This is a genomic window from Rhodoplanes azumiensis, from assembly GCF_042682915.1.
Taxonomy (GTDB): domain Bacteria; phylum Pseudomonadota; class Alphaproteobacteria; order Rhizobiales; family Xanthobacteraceae; genus Rhodoplanes; species Rhodoplanes azumiensis.
The window spans coordinates 35459-51893 of the sequence record NZ_JBHUIW010000029.1; the positions used below are offsets into that span (position 1 = coordinate 35459).

The 16435-nt window shown below is 69.9% G+C and carries 13 protein-coding genes and 2 pseudogenes; 3 read left to right on the top strand and 12 right to left on the bottom strand.

Features of this window, described 5'->3' with window-relative positions; genetic code table 11:
• Positions 1-84: 84 nt before the first annotated feature.
• The 3 genes from ACFSOX_RS20395 to ACFSOX_RS20405 all read right to left on the bottom strand — a co-directional run bounded on the left by ACFSOX_RS20395 (position 85) and on the right by ACFSOX_RS20405 (position 3372).
• Entirely contained in the window at positions 85-1092 is a 1008-nt protein-coding gene (locus tag ACFSOX_RS20395) for an Hsp33 family molecular chaperone (RefSeq protein WP_378479666.1), read from the bottom strand.
• 127 nt (positions 1093-1219) lie between these two features.
• The gene (gene argF, locus ACFSOX_RS20400; protein ID WP_378479667.1) at positions 1220-2155 is read right to left on the bottom strand and encodes an ornithine carbamoyltransferase; all 936 of its coding nucleotides are present in this window, start codon (positions 2153-2155) and stop codon (positions 1220-1222) included.
• Positions 2152-3372, bottom strand: a complete 1221-nt coding sequence (locus ACFSOX_RS20405; RefSeq protein WP_378479668.1) for an aspartate aminotransferase family protein — start codon at positions 3370-3372, stop codon at positions 2152-2154. Before ACFSOX_RS20405 ends, argF begins: the two co-directional genes overlap by 4 nt.
• Before the next feature lie 386 nt (positions 3373-3758).
• Here ACFSOX_RS20405 and ACFSOX_RS20410 point away from each other — a divergent pair, with 386 nt between their 5' ends.
• Positions 3759-4259 (top strand): GcrA family cell cycle regulator, encoded by a 501-nt coding sequence (locus ACFSOX_RS20410; protein ID WP_378479669.1) that lies wholly within the window; start codon positions 3759-3761, stop codon positions 4257-4259.
• A gap of 252 nt (positions 4260-4511) precedes the next feature.
• On the opposite strand, the gene phoB is transcribed toward ACFSOX_RS20410, so the two are convergent.
• The 9 genes and pseudogenes from phoB to ACFSOX_RS20455 all read right to left on the bottom strand — a co-directional run bounded on the left by phoB (position 4512) and on the right by ACFSOX_RS20455 (position 14276).
• Complete coding sequence (gene phoB / locus ACFSOX_RS20415; RefSeq protein WP_378479670.1) at positions 4512-5216, bottom strand: phosphate regulon transcriptional regulator PhoB; 705 nt, start codon at positions 5214-5216, stop codon at positions 4512-4514.
• Between the two features lie 58 nt (positions 5217-5274).
• The gene (gene phoU, locus ACFSOX_RS20420; RefSeq protein WP_378479671.1) at positions 5275-5988 is read right to left on the bottom strand and encodes a phosphate signaling complex protein PhoU; all 714 of its coding nucleotides are present in this window, start codon (positions 5986-5988) and stop codon (positions 5275-5277) included.
• 59 nt (positions 5989-6047) lie between these two features.
• Positions 6048-6869 (bottom strand): phosphate ABC transporter ATP-binding protein PstB, encoded by an 822-nt coding sequence (gene pstB / locus ACFSOX_RS20425; protein WP_378479672.1) that lies wholly within the window; start codon positions 6867-6869, stop codon positions 6048-6050.
• Positions 6870-6894: 25 nt separating this feature from the next.
• Positions 6895-7692 (bottom strand): annotated as a pseudogene (pstA, locus tag ACFSOX_RS20430) (phosphate ABC transporter permease PstA); the annotation flags it as partial.
• A gap of 561 nt (positions 7693-8253) precedes the next feature.
• A pseudogene (locus ACFSOX_RS20435) lies at positions 8254-8739 on the bottom strand (DUF3333 domain-containing protein); the annotation flags it as partial.
• The gene (pstC, locus tag ACFSOX_RS20440) at positions 8732-10099 is read right to left on the bottom strand and encodes a phosphate ABC transporter permease subunit PstC (RefSeq protein ID WP_378479673.1); all 1368 of its coding nucleotides are present in this window, start codon (positions 10097-10099) and stop codon (positions 8732-8734) included. The gene pstC and the pseudogene ACFSOX_RS20435, both read right to left, overlap by 8 nt.
• A gap of 278 nt (positions 10100-10377) precedes the next feature.
• On the bottom strand, positions 10378-11433 hold the full coding sequence (locus ACFSOX_RS20445; protein ID WP_378479674.1) for a substrate-binding domain-containing protein: 1056 nt from the start codon (positions 11431-11433) through the stop codon (positions 10378-10380).
• 276 nt (positions 11434-11709) lie between these two features.
• Positions 11710-13062 carry an ATP-binding protein gene (locus tag ACFSOX_RS20450; RefSeq protein ID WP_378479675.1) on the bottom strand — a complete coding sequence of 451 codons (1353 nt, stop codon included), beginning with the start codon at positions 13060-13062 and terminating at the stop codon, positions 11710-11712.
• A gap of 170 nt (positions 13063-13232) precedes the next feature.
• Complete coding sequence (locus tag ACFSOX_RS20455) at positions 13233-14276, bottom strand: lysylphosphatidylglycerol synthase domain-containing protein (RefSeq protein WP_378479676.1); 1044 nt, start codon at positions 14274-14276, stop codon at positions 13233-13235.
• Positions 14277-14573: 297 nt separating this feature from the next.
• On the opposite strand from ACFSOX_RS20455, the gene ACFSOX_RS20460 reads away from it, so the two are divergent.
• Together ACFSOX_RS20460 and ACFSOX_RS20465 are read left to right on the top strand one after the other, a co-directional pair.
• A complete protein-coding gene (locus ACFSOX_RS20460) occupies positions 14574-15365 on the top strand; it encodes an enoyl-CoA hydratase (RefSeq protein ID WP_378479677.1) in 792 nt (263 codons plus the stop codon).
• A 189-nt stretch (positions 15366-15554) separates the two neighbouring features.
• Positions 15555-16379, top strand: a complete 825-nt coding sequence (locus ACFSOX_RS20465) for a transporter substrate-binding domain-containing protein (RefSeq protein ID WP_378479678.1) — start codon at positions 15555-15557, stop codon at positions 16377-16379.
• Positions 16380-16435 lie beyond the last annotated feature (56 nt).

Genomic DNA, 16435 nt, shown 5'->3' on the forward strand with positions numbered 1-16435 from the left:
CAAAGACGTGAATGCCCGGCACGTGGCCGGGCATGACGAGTCTCTCGTATGGTGCGACGGTAGTGGCTCGCAAGAACTGACTCTCTACCCTTCCGCATCCTCCGGGCCGACCACGCTCGCGGGATCGAACTCGTAGCGGGTGTTGCAGAACTCGCACGTCACCCCGATCCGGCCGTTCTCCACCATGGCGGCGCGGTCGGCGGCCGGGAAGCTCTTCAGGATCGTCTCGACGCGCGCGTGCGAGCACGAGCACTGGGCCTCGACGTCGACGGCGCGGAACACTCGCACGCCGTGCTCGTGGAACAGCCGGAACAGGAGCCGCTCGGTGGACAGCGCCGGATCGAGCAACTCGACGTCCTCGACGGTGGCGACCAGGGCCTGGCCCTCGACCCAGGCGTCGTCCTCCGGCACGACGTGCGGCGCCGTGCCCTCCGGCGCGTCACCGGGATGAAGATCGGCGACCCGCTGACGCTCCTGCGACTTCGGCAGGAACTGCAGCATCAGGCCGCCGGCCCGCCACCGCCGCTGCGCGCCGCCGCCGCCGGCCGCCGCCGAGAACTCCTCGGCGACCGCGAGCCGCACCCGGGTCGGGATCTGCTCCGAGCGCAGGAAATACTCGTGCGCGGCCTCTTCGAGCGTCCCGCCGCCGAGCGCCACGAGGCCCTGATAGCGGTTCATGTCGGCACCCTGGTCGATCGTCATGGCGAGATGGCCGCGCCCGAGCAGATCGCCGTCGGTCGTGCCGGTCAGCGCCGCCACGGCGTCGGCGTCGAACTGGGCGTAGGCCCGCACCTTGCCGGGGCTGCGCCAGTCGACCACCAGCATGCGCACCGGTCCGTCCGTCTGGGTCTGCAGGATGAAGCGCCCCTCGAACTTGAGCGACGAGCCGAGCAACACGGTCAGCACGATCGCCTCGCCGAGCAGGCGCGACACCGCGGTCGGATAGGCGTGGCGGGAGAGGATCTCGTCGACCATCGGGCCGAGCCGCACGGTGCGGCCGCGCACGTCGAGCGCCGCGACCTCGAACGGGACGACGGTGTCGTCGTGCGGGATCTCGCCGGGGGCGCGGGACGGAATGCTGATCTGGCTCATCGGACTCCTTGGCGACCAGGGTGAGGCGGACGCGGACGCGGCGAACGAAATTCGACTGCGAACGCAAGGCGACGGCCGGCGGGAGGCCCGCCGGCCGTTCGCGACGACCGCATCCGTCCTCAGATAGTCACTGGACGGCGGCTTGGAAGCACCAGGCCAGGATGCCCTTCTGGGCGTGCAGGCGGTTCTCGGCCTCGTCGAAGACGACCGACTGCGGTCCGTCCATGACGCCGGCCGTGACCTCCTCGCCGCGATGGGCCGGCAGGCAGTGCATGAACACCGCGCCCGGGGCGGCCTTGGCCATCAGCCGCTCGTTGACCTGGTAGGGCTTGAGCAGGTTGTGGCGGCGCGCACCGTCCTCGTCGCCCATCGACACCCACATGTCGGTGAGCACGCATTCGGCGCCGGCCACCGCCTCGTCGGGATCGGTGCCGATCCGGATCGCGGCCCCCGACTGCTTCACCCAGTCGACCAGCGCCGGCCGCGGCGCCAGCTCGGGCGGCGTCGCGATGGCGAGCTCGAACTCGAACCGCTCGGCGGCGTGCATCCACGAGGACAGCACGTTGGAGGCATCCCCCGTCCAGGCGACGCGCTTGCCGCGGATGGGCCCGCGGTGCTCCTCGAACGTCATCACGTCGGCCATCACCTGGCAGGGATGCGACAGCTTGGTGAGCCCGTTGATCACCGGGATGGTCGCCTCGTTGGCCAGCTCCTGCACCTTCTCGTGATCGAGGGTGCGGATCATGATGGCGTCGACGTAGCGCGACAGCACCTTGGCCGTGTCGGCGATGGTCTCGCCGCGGCCGATCTGCAGCTCGTTGCCGTGCAGCACGATCGTCTCGCCGCCGAGCTGGCGCATCGCGACGTCGAACGACACCCGGGTGCGGGTCGACGGCCGGTCGAAGATCATCGCCAGCATCTTGCCGGCGAGCGGCGCCGGGTGGGCGTCGGGATGGCCGTTGGTCTTGCGCGCCGCCTTCATGGCGAGGCTGGACTCGAGCATCCGCCGCAGCTCCGGCCGCGGGATGTCGATCAGGTCGAGAAAGTGCCGAACTCCGCTCACGCCTTCAGTCCTTCGAGTTTTGGCGCGACGCCTTGCGCGGCCCCGGCGGCGCGCTCGAGACGGGTCGCAGCCCGATCGATCCGGTCCACCGCCTCGGCGATCTCGGTCTCGTCGATGATCAGGGGCGGCAGAATGCGTACCACGTTGTCGCCGGCCGCCACGGCGAGAAGCTTCTCCTCGCGCAGCGCCGTGATCAGGTCGTTGTTCGGCACCACGCAGGCGAGGCCGAGCAGCAGCCCTTCGCCGCGCACCTCGCGGACGACGGTCGGATGCCGGTCCGCCACCGCGGCGAGCCGCTGCTTGAGCAGCAAGGCCTTGTGCTGGGCGGCCTCGAGAAAGCCGGGCGCCAGCATCACGTCGAGCACGGCGTTGCCGGCCGCGACCGCGAGGGGGTTGCCGCCGAAGGTCGAGCCGTGGGTGCCGACCGTCATGCCCTTGCCGGCCTCCGCCGAGCACAGCACGGCGCCGACCGGGAAGCCGCCGCCGAGCGCCTTGGCGATGCCCATCACGTCGGGCGTGACGCCGACGCGCTGGTGCGCGAACAGCGGTCCGGTGCGGCCCATGCCGGTCTGCACCTCGTCGAACACCAGGAGGAGGCCGTTCTGGTCGCAGATCTCGCGCAGCCCGCGCAGGAACTGCGGGGTGCCGACCCGCACGCCGCCTTCGCCCTGCACGGCCTCGACCAGGATCGCCGCGGTCCGTGGGCCGATCGCCGCCTTCACGGCGTCGAGATCGCCGTAGGGCACCTGGTCGAAGCCCTCGACCGGCGGGCCGAAGCCTTCCATGTACTTCTTCTGGCCACCGGCCGCGAGCGTCGCCAGTGTGCGGCCGTGGAAGGCACCCTCGAACGTGACGATGCGCACGCGCTCCGGCGCGCCGTTCGCCGCGTGGTACTTGCGCGCGACCTTGATCGCGCCCTCCATCGCCTCGGCGCCCGAATTGCAGAAGAACACCAGGTCCGCGAAGCTCGCTTCGCACAGGCGCGCCGCCAGGCGCTCGGCATCCGGCACGCGGAACAGGTTGGAGACGTGCCACACCTTCTCGGCCTGTGCCTTGAGCGCCTCGACCAGCACCGGATGGGCGTGGCCGAGGGCGTTCACGGCGACGCCGCAGTGACAATCGAGGTAGCGCTCGCCCGTGGTGGAGACGAGCCATGCGCCTTCGCCCCGCTCGAAGGCGAGGTTCGCACGCGCGTAGGTCGGCAGGAGATGCGACATGGCCGAACTTCTTCTGGCGACTCGTGAATTGAGCGGCGCACGCCGAAGAGATGCGCGGCCCATGAAATGAATCGTGCCGCCCCAGGGGCGGCACGACGACATCATTCTAGGTCCGGGCGGCGCGGTGTCAACCGGACCCGCGGCATCCGTCGTCTCACTTACGGACTCGAAACGGCCATGAATTGTGGATGCAATACTGGGGACTCTTGCGTGGGACTCGCGCCATATAGTAGCGTTTTCTTCGTAAGTATACGATATCTCGTGCGGCGGACTGCTCTCTCAGTTTCACATCCAGTTCCTGCGTACCCGCCGGTGGAGAGGCACCGCCGCGCGGCGTTGGGGGATTCGGTGAGACCCGTCCCGCGCCGCGAGGCGAAGAGGAACACATGTGGACCGACGAGCGCGTGGAACTACTCAAGAAGCTTTGGAACGACGGTCTCTCAGCGAGCCAGATCGCCGTCGAGCTGGGTGGCATTACACGCAATGCGGTGATCGGTAAGGTTCACCGACTGGGCCTGTCCGGACGGGCCAAGAGTCCTGCGGCGGCGGTGCCGCGGGCGAGAAAGCCGCGCGCGGCGGCGCCGGTGATGCGCGTCGCGCGGCCGGCGATGCGCGGCAACACGGCGCTGGCACGCGCGCCCGTCTACGAGGTCGAGTACGAGCAGGAGGTCGAGGCGGTCGCCAATGTGGTGCCGATGGGCCAGCGCTGCACGCTGCTCGAGCTCGGCGAGGGCAAGTGCCGCTGGCCGGTCGGCGATCCGGGCTCGACCGACTTCTTCTTCTGCGGCGGCCGCACCGCCGAGGGGCTGCCCTATTGCGGCTACCACGCGCGGATCGCCTATCAGCCGGTCGACCGCCGCCGCGACAAGCGGCTCGGGCGGATCTGATCCGACACGATTCCGGCGTCCGGCGCGGCCGGACGCCGAACCGTTCGGCGCCGCACGCCACGGGCGCTGCACGACATCATCGCGGGATCGCGCAGGATTGCCGGATCGCTGTGGTCCGCGATGCGGCAATCCGGCCATGACGTCGCTGCATTGCGCGCGACATCCGGGACGCACGCTGGTCGCGACCGCCGCGCACGCGCCGTTCGAGCCGGGGAGCGTGGCGGGCGGGCGCCCGCCGCTCCGTCCGGCCCCTCACGCTTCCGCGCTGCCGTAGCGGTCGTTGAGGGCGTAGCCGGCGCCGCGCACGGTGCGGATCGGGTCGGAGCGCTGGCCGCGGTTGAGCGCCTTGCGCAGCCGGCCGACATGCACGTCGACGGTGCGCTCGTCGATATAGACGTCGCGCCCCCACACCCGGTCGAGCAGCTGCTCGCGCGAGAAGACGCGGCCCGGGTTCTCCATCAGGAACTCGAGCAGGCGGAACTCGGTCGGCCCGAGCGGCACGTCGCGCCCGGCCCGCGCCACCCGCTTCTTCTCGCGGTTGAGCTCGATGTCGCCGGCGGTCAGAACGGCGGCGACCCGCTCCGGCTTGGTGCGGCGGAGCAGCGCGCGGATGCGCGCGAGCAGCTCGGGCACGGAGAACGGCTTGACGATGTAGTCGTCGGCGCCGGTGGCGAGCCCGCGCACCCGCTCGCCCTCCTCGCCGCGCGCCGTGAGCATGATCACCGGGAGCTGCTGGGTCTCGGTGCGGGCGCGCAGCCGCCGGATCAGCTCGATGCCGGACAGGCCGGGCAGCATCCAGTCGACGATGGCGAGATCGGGCGGGCTCTCCTTGAGGCGGAGATCGGCGTCGTCGCCGCGGCCGGCGGCGTCCACGGCGTAGCCTTCGGCCTCGAGATTGTAGCGCAGCAGCAGCGTCAGCGGCTCCTCGTCCTCGACGATCAGGATGCGGGCGGCCATCGGGTGGTATTCCTCTCGAGAAGCGCGAGCGCCCGGCGGCGGACGCTCGTTCCCTTCGTCAGGCGTCGAACGGAACCACGGTGCTCGCCGTCGTGTCGCCCTTCGGGCGCTCGTCGACGAGCGACTTGCCTTCGATCATGTAGTAGACCGACTCGGCGATGTTGGTGGCGTGATCGCCCATCCGCTCGATGTTCTTGGCGCAGAACAGCAGATGGATGCAGATGCCGATGTTGCGCGGGTCTTCCATCATGTAGGTGAGGAGCTCGCGGAACAGCGAGTTGTTGACGGCGTCGATCTCCTCGTCGGCCCGCCACACCGCCACGGCTTTCTGCAGGTCGCGCCTCGCATAGGCGTCGAGCACGTCCTTGATCTGCGACAGCACCAGCTCGGTCATGTGCTGGACGCCACGCATCACCTGCTGGGCGCGGAACTCGTTGTCGAGAGCGACGACCCGCTTGGCGATGTTCTTGGCGAGGTCGCCGATCCGTTCGAGATCGTTGGAGATGCGCATCGCCGCGACGATGTCGCGCAGATCGACCGCCATCGGCTGGCGCCGCGTGATGGTGAGCACCGCCTTGGCCTCGATCTCGCGCTGCAGCACGTCGATGCGGGTGTCGGCTCCGACCACCTTCTGGGCCGCGACCAGGTCGCGGCGGTCGAGCGCCTCGGTGGCGTCCGAGATCTGCTGCTCCGCCATGCCACCCATCTCGGCGACCATGCGCGCGAGATCCTGCAGGTCGGTGTCGAAGGCCTTGTGCGTGTGTTCGCCCATCGGGGGGGTCTCCGGAACGTCGTTGGGTCGGGTGTCGTCTTCGGGGGCCTTCATGGGGGTCATCCGAAGCGACCCGTGATGTAATCCTGCGTGCGCCGGTCCTTCGGCGTCGTGAAGATGTCGCTGGTGATGCCGATCTCGACCAGGACGCCGAGATGGAAGAAGGCGGTGCGCTGCGACACCCGGGCGGCCTGCTGCATCGAATGGGTGACGATGACGATCGTGAAGTTCTCGCGCAGCTCGTCGATCAGCTCCTCGATCTTCGCCGTGGCGATCGGGTCGAGGGCCGAGCACGGCTCGTCCATCAGGATGACCTCGGGGCTCACCGCGATGGCGCGGGCGATGCACAGGCGCTGCTGCTGACCGCCCGACAGGCTGGTGCCGGAATCGCCCAGGCGGTCCTTCACCTCGTCGAACAGGCCGGCCCGCTTCAGGCTGATCGCGACGATCTCCTCGAGCTCGGCCTTGTTGCGGGCGAGCCCGTGGATGCGCGGTCCGTAGGCGACGTTCTCGAAGATCGACTTGGGGAACGGGTTCGGCTTCTGGAACACCATGCCGACGCGGGCGCGCAGCTGCACCACGTCGAGCTGCGGGTCGTAGATGTCCTGGTCGTCCATGGCGATCCTTCCGGTCACCCGACAGGCCGGGATGGTGTCGTTCATCCGGTTGAGGCAGCGCAGGAAGGTCGACTTGCCGCAGCCGGAGGGGCCGATCAGGGCCGTCACGGCGCGCTCCTGGATGTCGAGGTCGACGTCGCGCAGCGCGTGCTTCTCACCGTAGTAGACGTTGACGCCCTGCGCCACGATCTTGACCGGGTTGCCCGCCACGGCGGCGGCCGCGGCGATCGCGGTCGCCGAGTCGAGCTGGACCATGCTGTTCATCCGGGGGGCCTCCCTGCCACCTGACTTACCACCGACGCTCGAACCGCTTGCGCAGCACGATCGCCGCCCCGTTCATGACGAACAGGAACACGAGCAGAACCATGATGGCGGCCGCCGTCTTCGCCTGGAAGGCGATCTCGGGCAGGTCGGACCACAGATAGATCTGGACCGGCAGCACCGTCGCGGCGTCCGTGATGCTGGTCGCCGGCTCGACGATGAAGGCCACCATGCCGATCATCAGCAGCGGAGCCGTCTCGCCGAGCGCGTGCGCCATGCCGATGATGGTGCCGGTCATGATGCCCGGCATCGCGAGCGGCAGGACGTGGTGGAACACCGCCTGCTGGTGCGACGCGCCGACCCCGAGCGCCGCCTCCTTGATCGACGGCGGCACCGCCTTGATGGCGGCCCGCGACGCGATGATGATGGTCGGCAGCACGAGGAGCGCCAGCACCAGGCCGCCGACCAGCGGCGCCGAGCGGGGCAACCCGAAGAAGCTGAGGAACACCGCGAGGCCGAGCAGGCCGAACACGATCGACGGCACCGCGGCGAGATTGTTGATGTTCACCTCGATGAGCTCGGTCAGCCGGTTCTTCGGCGCGAACTCCTCGAGATAGATGGCGGCGGCGACGCCGATCGGCAGGCACAGCACCAGCGTCACCAGGAGGGTCAGGGACGTGCCGACCAGCGCGCCGCGGATGCCGGCGAGCTCCGGCTCGCGACTGTCGCCGGCCGTGAAGAAGAGGGTGTTGAAGCGGTTCTCCACCATGCCGCGGTCGCGCAGCGCCTCCAGCCAGGCGATCTCCTGGTCCGAGACCTTGCGATTGGTCGCCGGGGTCAGGTAGGTGACGAGCTGCCAGTCGCCGGGCTTGGCCGTGGCGCCGCCGGAGGCGAGCGGCAGCAGCACCTCGCCGGCGGCGTCGCGAGCGCCGATGCGGGTGAGCTTGACGAGGCCCCCGTCGACGGCGACGAGCAGGCTCGGCACGGTGACGCCGAGCGGCTCCTCGGCGGTGGTCGCCTCGAAGCGCGCCTGCAGGGCGGCGGCCGTGTCGGACAGCTCCGTCATGCGGGCCGAGAGGCTCGTCGCCTCCTCGGTCGCGGCGGCGACCCGGCGCTCGGCGGCGGCGGCCTTCGCCGCGTCGCCGGCCGCGCGGGCGGCGGCGAGGTCGCGCTCGGCGGCGGCGCGGCTTCCCTCGATCGACTGGACGATGGTCCGCAGCCGGGCGGCCTCGGTGCGGGCCGTGCGGGCCTGAGCCGACAAGGTACGCTTGACGGCCGCGAGGGACGCGGCGAAGTCGTCGGCGGTCGAGCTCAGCGTCACCTCGCCCGTGGTGCCGGCGACCGTCAGCGTGCCGCGGCCGGGCGTGCGCTCGATCCGGGTGCCGATTCCCTTGAAATAGAGATCGACGTCGTCGGAGACCAGCACCGGCACCTTGACGGTTCGGCCGATCAGCGACGGGTCGGCGACGACGCGGCGGCGAAGCTCGTCGCCCGCGCCGGAGGAGAGGAGCCCGTCCAGCGCGCGACGCCCGAGCCGGCTGGTCACGTCCGGGAACTGGGCCCGCAGCGCGTTGCGCACCAGGAGCTGGAAGTCGCCGGTGCGGATCACGGCGGGGTCGTTGGTGCCCTGCGGGTCGATCTCGCTGCGGTCGACCATCACCTCCATCTCCAGCACGTGCTGGGTGAAGGCCGGCAGGCCCTTCACGACGATGTCGGCGAGCACCACGAGCAGAAACACCGCGGTCAGCGCGATCGCTCCGATGCCGTAGGCGCGGAACCGGGCTTCGGCGCGGTACCGTGCACGGATCCGGGCCTTGGCAGCGTCCGAGGTGACGTCGACGGTGCGGGTGGCGGGAAGCGCTAGGTCAGTCATATTGCTCTCGATACCGTTTGACGATCTGCATCGCGATGACGTTCAGCGTCAAGGTGAAGAAGAAGAGCACCAGGCCGAGCGCGAAGGCGGAGAGTGTCTTGGCGCTGTCGAACTCCTGGTCGCCGACCAGGATCGTCTTGATCTGGACCGTGAAGGTGGTCACGGCCTCGAGCGGGTTGAAGGAGAGGTTGGCGGCGAGGCCGGCGGCTATCACCACGATCATGGTCTCGCCGACGGCCCGGCTGATGGCGAGCATCATGGCCGAGACGATGCCCGAGAAGGCGGCCGGCAGCACCACCCGCTTGATCGTCTCCGACTTGGTCGCCCCCATGCCGTAGGAGCCGTCGCGCAGCGACTGCGGCACCGCGTTGATGACGTCGTCGGAGAGCGACGAGACGAACAGGATGATCATCATGCCCATCACGAGCCCGGCGGCGAGCGCGCTCTCCGAAGCGACGTTGAGGCCGATCCCCTGACCGAGATCGCGCAGCCACGGGGCGAGCGACAGGGCGGCGAAGAAGCCGAGCACCACGGTCGGGATGCCGGCGAGGATCTCGAGCAGCGGCTTGGCGACGGAGCGGACGCGCGGCGAGGCGTACTCGGCCAGATAGATCGCCGCGAACAGGCCGATCGGGCCGGCGACCACCATCGCGATCAGCGTGATCAGCGTGGTGCCGACGACCAGCGGTGCGATGCCGAAGGCGCCGGACGAGCCGACCTGGTCGGAGCGGATCGCCGTCTGCGGGCTCCACTCCAGGCCGAACAGGAAGTCGAAGGGCGACACCTTCTGGAAGAACCGGAGCGACTCGAACAGCACCGAGAAGACGATGCCGACCGTGGTGAGAACGGCGACGCAGGCGCAGGCGAACAGCACCACCTTGACGACGCGCTCGACCCGGTTGCGGGCCCGGAAGCCGGCCGAGATCGCGCGCAGCCCGTAGGCGATGCCGAGCAGGCCGACGACGGCGCCGGCGGTGAGGATCAGGCCGTCGGTGAAGCTGCGCAGCGACGACCAAGTCTCGGCGGCGCGGGCCAGCGCCGGCGAGACCTCGCCGGTGTGGCGGCCCGAGGCGACCGCGACGATGTCGCGCAAGGCGGCGCCGCGTCGCAGCTCGTCGTCGAGCAGGTTCGGGTCCAGGGCCTCGATGGCGCGGGTCTCGACGATGTGGTGCGCGATCGGGACGCCGATCATGAACACCAGCATCATCGGCAGCAGCACGCTCACCACCACGAAGGCGCCGTGATAGTGGGGGCGGGAGTGGAACGTCTCGGTGCGGCTGGCGACCGTCGCCCGGTTGCGGCCGAGCACGAATCCGGTGGCGACGAGCACGGCGAGGCCGATGAAATAAACCAGAGACATGCTCTCGGTCCCTCGAAAGTTCGCAACCGAAGTCGCCGGAACGCGATCAACCCGATGCGACGGACGGTAAGGTGCGACGGACGGTAAGCGGCACGACAGCGAATGCTTGCAGGCTAGATGCCTGCAGGCCGGATGCTTGCAGGCAGGTGGACCGGCGGAGCGCGACGAGCATCGGACGAGACGACCCGGCCACGACGACCTCGCCACGACGATCTGGCCACGACAACGGCGGCTGCGTCACGAGACGCAGCCGCCGCCGTTGATCGGATGTCAGCTTATCACGACAGCGGGTCGGCCGTCATCGGAACCATACCCTCGACGTTCTTGCGCGAGATCTCGAGCTGGTTCTTGGGCAGGGTCACGAGACCCTTCTTGGCGAGATAGCCGTCCTCGCCGGTCGCCTTGTTGGAGACGTACTCGGCCGCGAACTTGTCGAGGCCCGGGATCACGCCGATGTGCGCCTTCTTGATGTAGACGTACATGCGACGCGAGCCCTTGTACTTGTCCGAGGCGATCGTGTCGAAGTCGGGGGCGACGCCGTCGATGGGGACGCCCTTGAGCTTCGCGATGTTCTCCTCGAGGAACGAGTAGCCGAACACGCCGAAGGCGTTCTTGTTGGCCTCGAGCTTCTGCACGATCACGTTGTCGTTCTCGCCGGCCTCGACATAGGCGCCGTCCTCGCGGAGCGTCTTCCAGACCTTGTCGAACGCCTTGACGTCGGACTTCTTGAGGGCAACGAGAGCCGGGATCTGCTCGGCACCCTTCTCCATGAACAGCTCGTGCAGCGAGTCGCGCGTGCCCGAGGTCGGGGGCGGGCCGAGCACCTCGATCTTGATGTTCGGCAGCGACTTGTCGATGTCGGACCAGTTCTTGTACGGGTTGGCGACGAGCTTGCCGTCAGCCCCCGGAACCTCCTTGGCGAGCGCCAGGAAGAGCTGGCCGAGGGTCAGCGACATCGTCGGGCCGGCCTTGGACTGGGCGAGGGTCAGGCCGTCGAAGCCGATATTGATCTCGATGATGTCCTTGACGCCGTTCTTCTGGCACTGCTCGAACTCGTTCTTCTTCATCCGGCGCGAGGCATTGGTGGCGTCCGGATGATCGACGCCGACGCCGGCGCAGAACAGCTTCATGCCGCCGCCCGTGCCGGTCGACTCGACCACCGGCGTCTTCACGCCGCTGGTCTTGCCGAGCTGCTCGGCCACCGTGGTGGTGAACGGATAGACGGTCGACGACCCGACGATGCGGATCTGATCACGGGCCTCGGCGGCGCCGGTGAGCGCCAGGCCGGTCGCCGCGATGGCACCGACGGCGATGAGGGAACGGTAAAGCTTCACGGGGCTCTCTCCTGCTGGCAGCCGCCATCGACCGATGCGCAGGGCCACTCCGCATCAAGGGGGCGATCGATCGCGTCTGGCTTCTGGGACGTCTGTCGTTTCCCGGTTGACCCGAGGACCGGTGCGAACAATACCGGCGACCGGTCCGAACCTCGGCCCGACGGACCGGGTCCGCAGCCGTTGTAGGGACTCTCGATGACGGTTACATGACAGCGTAATGCCTTGAAGTATTTCATAAATACGTCATATCGCGGTCGATGTCGCAATTCGTCGCGGTCAGCCGACGGGATGCGCGGTATCGGGCTCCGGAAGCCGCTCGGCGAGCGGCGGGAGCCGCACCGTGAAGGTGGCGCCAGCGCCGACCGTGCTGTCGATCCCGAGCCGGCCGCGATGGCGCTGCAGGATGTGCTTGACGAGCGCGAGACCGAGGCCGGTACCGCCCTGGGCGCGGCTGTCGGCCACGTCGGCGCGATAGAACCGCTCGGTCAGGCGGGGCAGGTGCTCGGGCGCGATGCCGGGGCCGTAGTCCTTCACCGAGACCGCGACCTCCTCGCCCTGGGCGGCCGGGGTCAGCGCCATCCCGATGTCGACGCGGCCGCCGCTGGCGCCGTATTTCAGCGCGTTCTCGATCAGGTTCTCGAAGGCGCGCACCAGCTCGTCGCGGTCGCCCGCCACGGTGACGCCGCCTGGCGGCGGCTCGAAGGCGACGACGACGCCGCGCTCGGCGGCGAGCGGCTGCAGCCCCTCGACGACCTGGCGGAGCAGGAGGACGAGATCGACCGGCGTCTCCGGCCGGACATGGGCTTTCAGCTCGATGCGCGACAGCGACAGGAGGTCGTCGATCAGGCGCGCCATGCGGCTCGCCTGCGCCCGCATGATGGCGAGGAATTTTTCGCGCGCCGCCGTGTCGGCGCGGGCCGGGCCCTGCAGCGTGTCGATGAAGCCCGACAGCGAGGCGAGCGGGGTGCGCAGCTCGTGGCTGGCATTGGCGATGAAATCGGCCCGCATCTGCTCGGAGCGGCGCAGCGGTGTGAGGTCGTGGAAGCTCACCATCAGGAGCCGCTCGCCGGCCGGCCGACCCGGACCCGGCGGCAACCGTACCGGCGTGATCACGGTCTCCCACCAGCGTTCGGTCGGCACCCGTTGGGCCATCTCGGTGCGCACCGTGCCGGCCGTGCCGGGCTCCTCGGCGGCGCGCCGGACGGCGTCGAGGACGCCAGGATGGCGCAGCGCGAAGGACAGCGGCCGCGCCGTGGCGAGTGCCGGCGCCACCTCGACGGCGCGCCGGTTGAAGGCGCGCACCAGACCGCCGCGCTCGAGCACGATGACCGGGTCGGGGACGCCCGCGATGGTGGCATCGATGACGAGGTCCAGGGCCTCGGTGCCCAAGCCGCGGTCGACGGTGTCGGCGGCACGTGCCCGCGCGGCGCGGCGCTGGTCGACCGCGAGGGCGAGCGCGACGGCGGCGAACACCAGCACGGCCGGCAGCGGGGCGAGCTCGCGGGCCAGAACGGCCGCGAGCAGGGTGGCGGCCGTGATCACCACGGCCACCCGGACACGGCGGACGTCGCCGACCGCGGTGCTGATGAGCCGCCGCGCCCCGCCGGTCTCCTGCGGTTCGTTCGCCACGGCCATGCGCCTCCGCCCTGTCTGTGTCTGTCCTGCGCCCCGCCGGGGGGCGCTTCGCCGGCCGTCGCCGCGGTCCTGCCTCGCCGGTCGGCCTTCCGGGCCTTCCGGTCCCTGGCCGTCCGGCCCTTCGCCGCTCGGCTCCCCGGCCCGGTGCTCAGCCGGTCCGGTGCTCAGCCGGTCCGCTCGTCCCCGGCGGCGGCCTGGGCGGGCCCGAGACCCGCCGCGGGCTCGGTCGACCGGCCGCGGCTGCGCGCGATCGCGAGCCACGCCTCGCGGCCGCCGAGAATCAGCAACGCCAGCGCGAACGGCACCAGATAATACAGCAGCCGGAACAGCAGCAGACCGGCGAGGAGCTGCTCCTTGTCGAACTGCCACAACGCCACCAGCATGGCCGCGTCGAACACCCCGAGCCCGCCCGGCGAGTGGCTGGCGAAGCCGAGCAGGGTCGCGGCGACGAAGATCACGGCCAGCGTGACGAAACCGATATACGGCTCGTGCGGCACCAGCATGTACATGGCGGCGGCGCAGCAGCCGAGATCGATGATTCCGATGGCGATCTGGAGGAGCGTGAGCGGCCCGCCCGGCAGCGTCACCTCCCAGTTGCTGCGGCCGATCACCCGCCGGGTCTTCCACACCCAGCCGACATAGGTCGCGAGCGCGATCAGGGTGACGATCGCCAGCCCCCGGTTGATCCAGGCCGGCACCTGGTTGATGGCGGAGGCCGCCTCCGGGGCGATCGCGATGCCGAGCCCCAGCACGGTCGCGTTGCCGAGCCAGAACGTGAAGCCGGCGACGAAGCAGACCTTGGCCACGTCGATGGCCGACAGCCCGTGGCGCGAGTAGATGCGGTAGCGCACCGCGCCGCCCGTGAAGGCGCTCGCCCCGACATTGTGCCCGACCGAGTAGCTGGTGAAGCCGGCCAGGGCCGCGATCCGGTACGGCACGTCGCCGCGGCCGATCGTGTGCAGGGCGAAATAATCGTAGAACGTCAGGGTGAAGTAACCCGCGGCGACGAAGGCGCCGGCGACCACGATGTCGAAGCGCGGGATCGCCTTCACGGCGGCGATCACCTCGTGCACGTCGATCCCGCGCAGCATCCGCCAGAGCACGACGGCCGCCGCTGCGATCACGGCCAGGCTGACCACGAACCCCACCCGGTGCCAGCCAATCTTCCGGTCGAAGGCCTCCGAGGCCGCACGCAGCCGATGGTACATCTTGAGATCCTGGCGCTCCGTGCAGGGAATCCGGGCGGGGGTCGCGCGCCCCGGCCGGCGCGCCGTTCGCGTCTAACAGAACCCCGTGCGGATTACGAGCACGGGGAACTGCGACCCGTTCCCGCGCCGGCCGCCCTCCGGCGGTCCCCCGCCGGCCCACCGCGGGCGGCCCGGCCGGACCGCCGGGTCGGCGGCCGCGATGGACAATCCGGCCGGCATCGGGAATTGTCCGGATGCTGCAGCGCCGTAGGCTCTGGCCGCCGGGCGGGGGCGCCGGAGCGATCCGAGGGGGAGAGGATGACCGAGACCGACACGATGCTGGCGAACGTCGCGGACGGCATCGGCACCATGACGTTCAACAATCCGGAGCGCCACAATGCCGTCTCGCTGGAGATGTGGGAGGCGGCCGGGTCGATCCTGGAGGATTTCGCCAACGACCCGCAGGTGCGCGTCGTGGTGCTCACCGGCGCCGGTGGCAAGGCCTTCGTGTCGGGCGCCGACATCTCCAAGTTCGAGGACGAGCGGGCGAGCCAGGCCGCCTACGAGCGCTACAACGCCGCCGTCGACCGCGCCTCGACGCTGCTCTCCGACCACCCGAAGCCGACCATCGCCAAGATCCGCGGCTGGTGCCTGGGCGGCGGCGTCGGGCTCGCGACCTGCTGCGACCTTCGGATCTGCTCGGACAATTCCCGCTTCGCCGTGCCGGCCGCCAAGCTGGGGCTGGGCTACGCCTACAAGGGGCTGAAGAAGATCGTCGATCTGGTCGGGCCGGCCTACGCCAAGGAGATCCTCTACACGGCGCGCCAGTTCACGGCCGCCGAGGCGCACGGCATGGGGCTGGTCAACCGGGTCGTCGCGGCCGACGATCTCGACGCCTACGTGCAGGACTACGCCGTCACGATCGCCGGCAACGCGCCGCTCACGGTCGCGGCCGCCAAAGTGGCGGTCGGAGAGGCCACGAAGCCGGACGCCGAGCGCGACCTCACCCGCTGCGAGGCGATGGTCAACGCCTGTTTCGCCAGCCAGGACTACGTCGAGGGTCGCCGCGCCTTCATGGAGAAGCGCAAGCCGGACTTTCAGGGGCGGTAGACGAGCGCCGTCGAAGAGCGGCGCACCGTGCGCTTCGCAGTTGCGAAGCAGATCGAGCGTGCCGTTCGGCACGGGAGCCATGCAAGAGATCTCCTGCGACATCTCTTGCGGCGAGGGTGGGGATGCAGAACACTGCGCCTCCCTCCATGACACGCACGCGCCCCGCGCGTCGCCGTTCCGGGTGAGCCCATGGCTTCCGTCAGCCGCCGTCTCTTCGCATCCCTGGCGTTGGTCGCCGCGTTCGCCGCCGCGCCGCTCGCGCTCGCCGAGCCGGACGTCAAGACCGACCTCAAGACCGACCTCAAGACCGTCCTGGCGCCGTCCGGCAAGCTGCGCGCCGGGCTCTACCCCGGCACGCCGACCTCGTATCTGGCCGGCGAGAACGGCGCGTCGCCGCGCGGCGTCGGCTACGAGCTCGGCAAGGCCTTGGCCGAGAAGCTCGGCGTGCCCTACGAGCCGGTGGTCTTCAAGAAGAACGCCGAGGTGCTGGAAGCCGTGCAGAGCGGCGCCGTCGACGTCGCCTTCACCAACGCCTCGGTGGCGCGCGCCAAGGTGATGGATTTCGGCCCCGCTTATCTCGACATCGAGCTCGGCTATCTGGTGCGGGAGAACGCGCCCGTGACGGCCGTCGACGCCGTCGACAAGCCGGGCGTCAAGATCGGGGTCACCAAGGGCTCGTCGTCGGACGGCGTGCTGACGCGCGAGCTGAAGACTGCCGAGGTCGTGCGGGTCGAAACCGTCCTGCTCGCCGCGGAGTTGCTGAAGGAGGGCAAGATCGACGCCTTCGCCACCAACAAGGCGACCCTCTACGAGATGGGCGAGAAGGTGCCGGGCGCCAAGGTTCTCGACGGTCGCTGGGGCATGGAGCGTCACGCCGTCGCGATCCCCAAGGGCCGCGAGGCCGGCCTGCCGATGGTGCGCGCCTTCACGGCCGAGGTGAAGGCGAACGGCCTCGTCGCTGGTGCCGTCCAGCGCGCCGGCCTGCGCGGCGCCCAGGTCTCGGAGATGAAGTAGGGGGCAAGCGGCGTTCTGATCATCTCCTCATGGCGAGGAGCGGCCGAAGGCCGCGT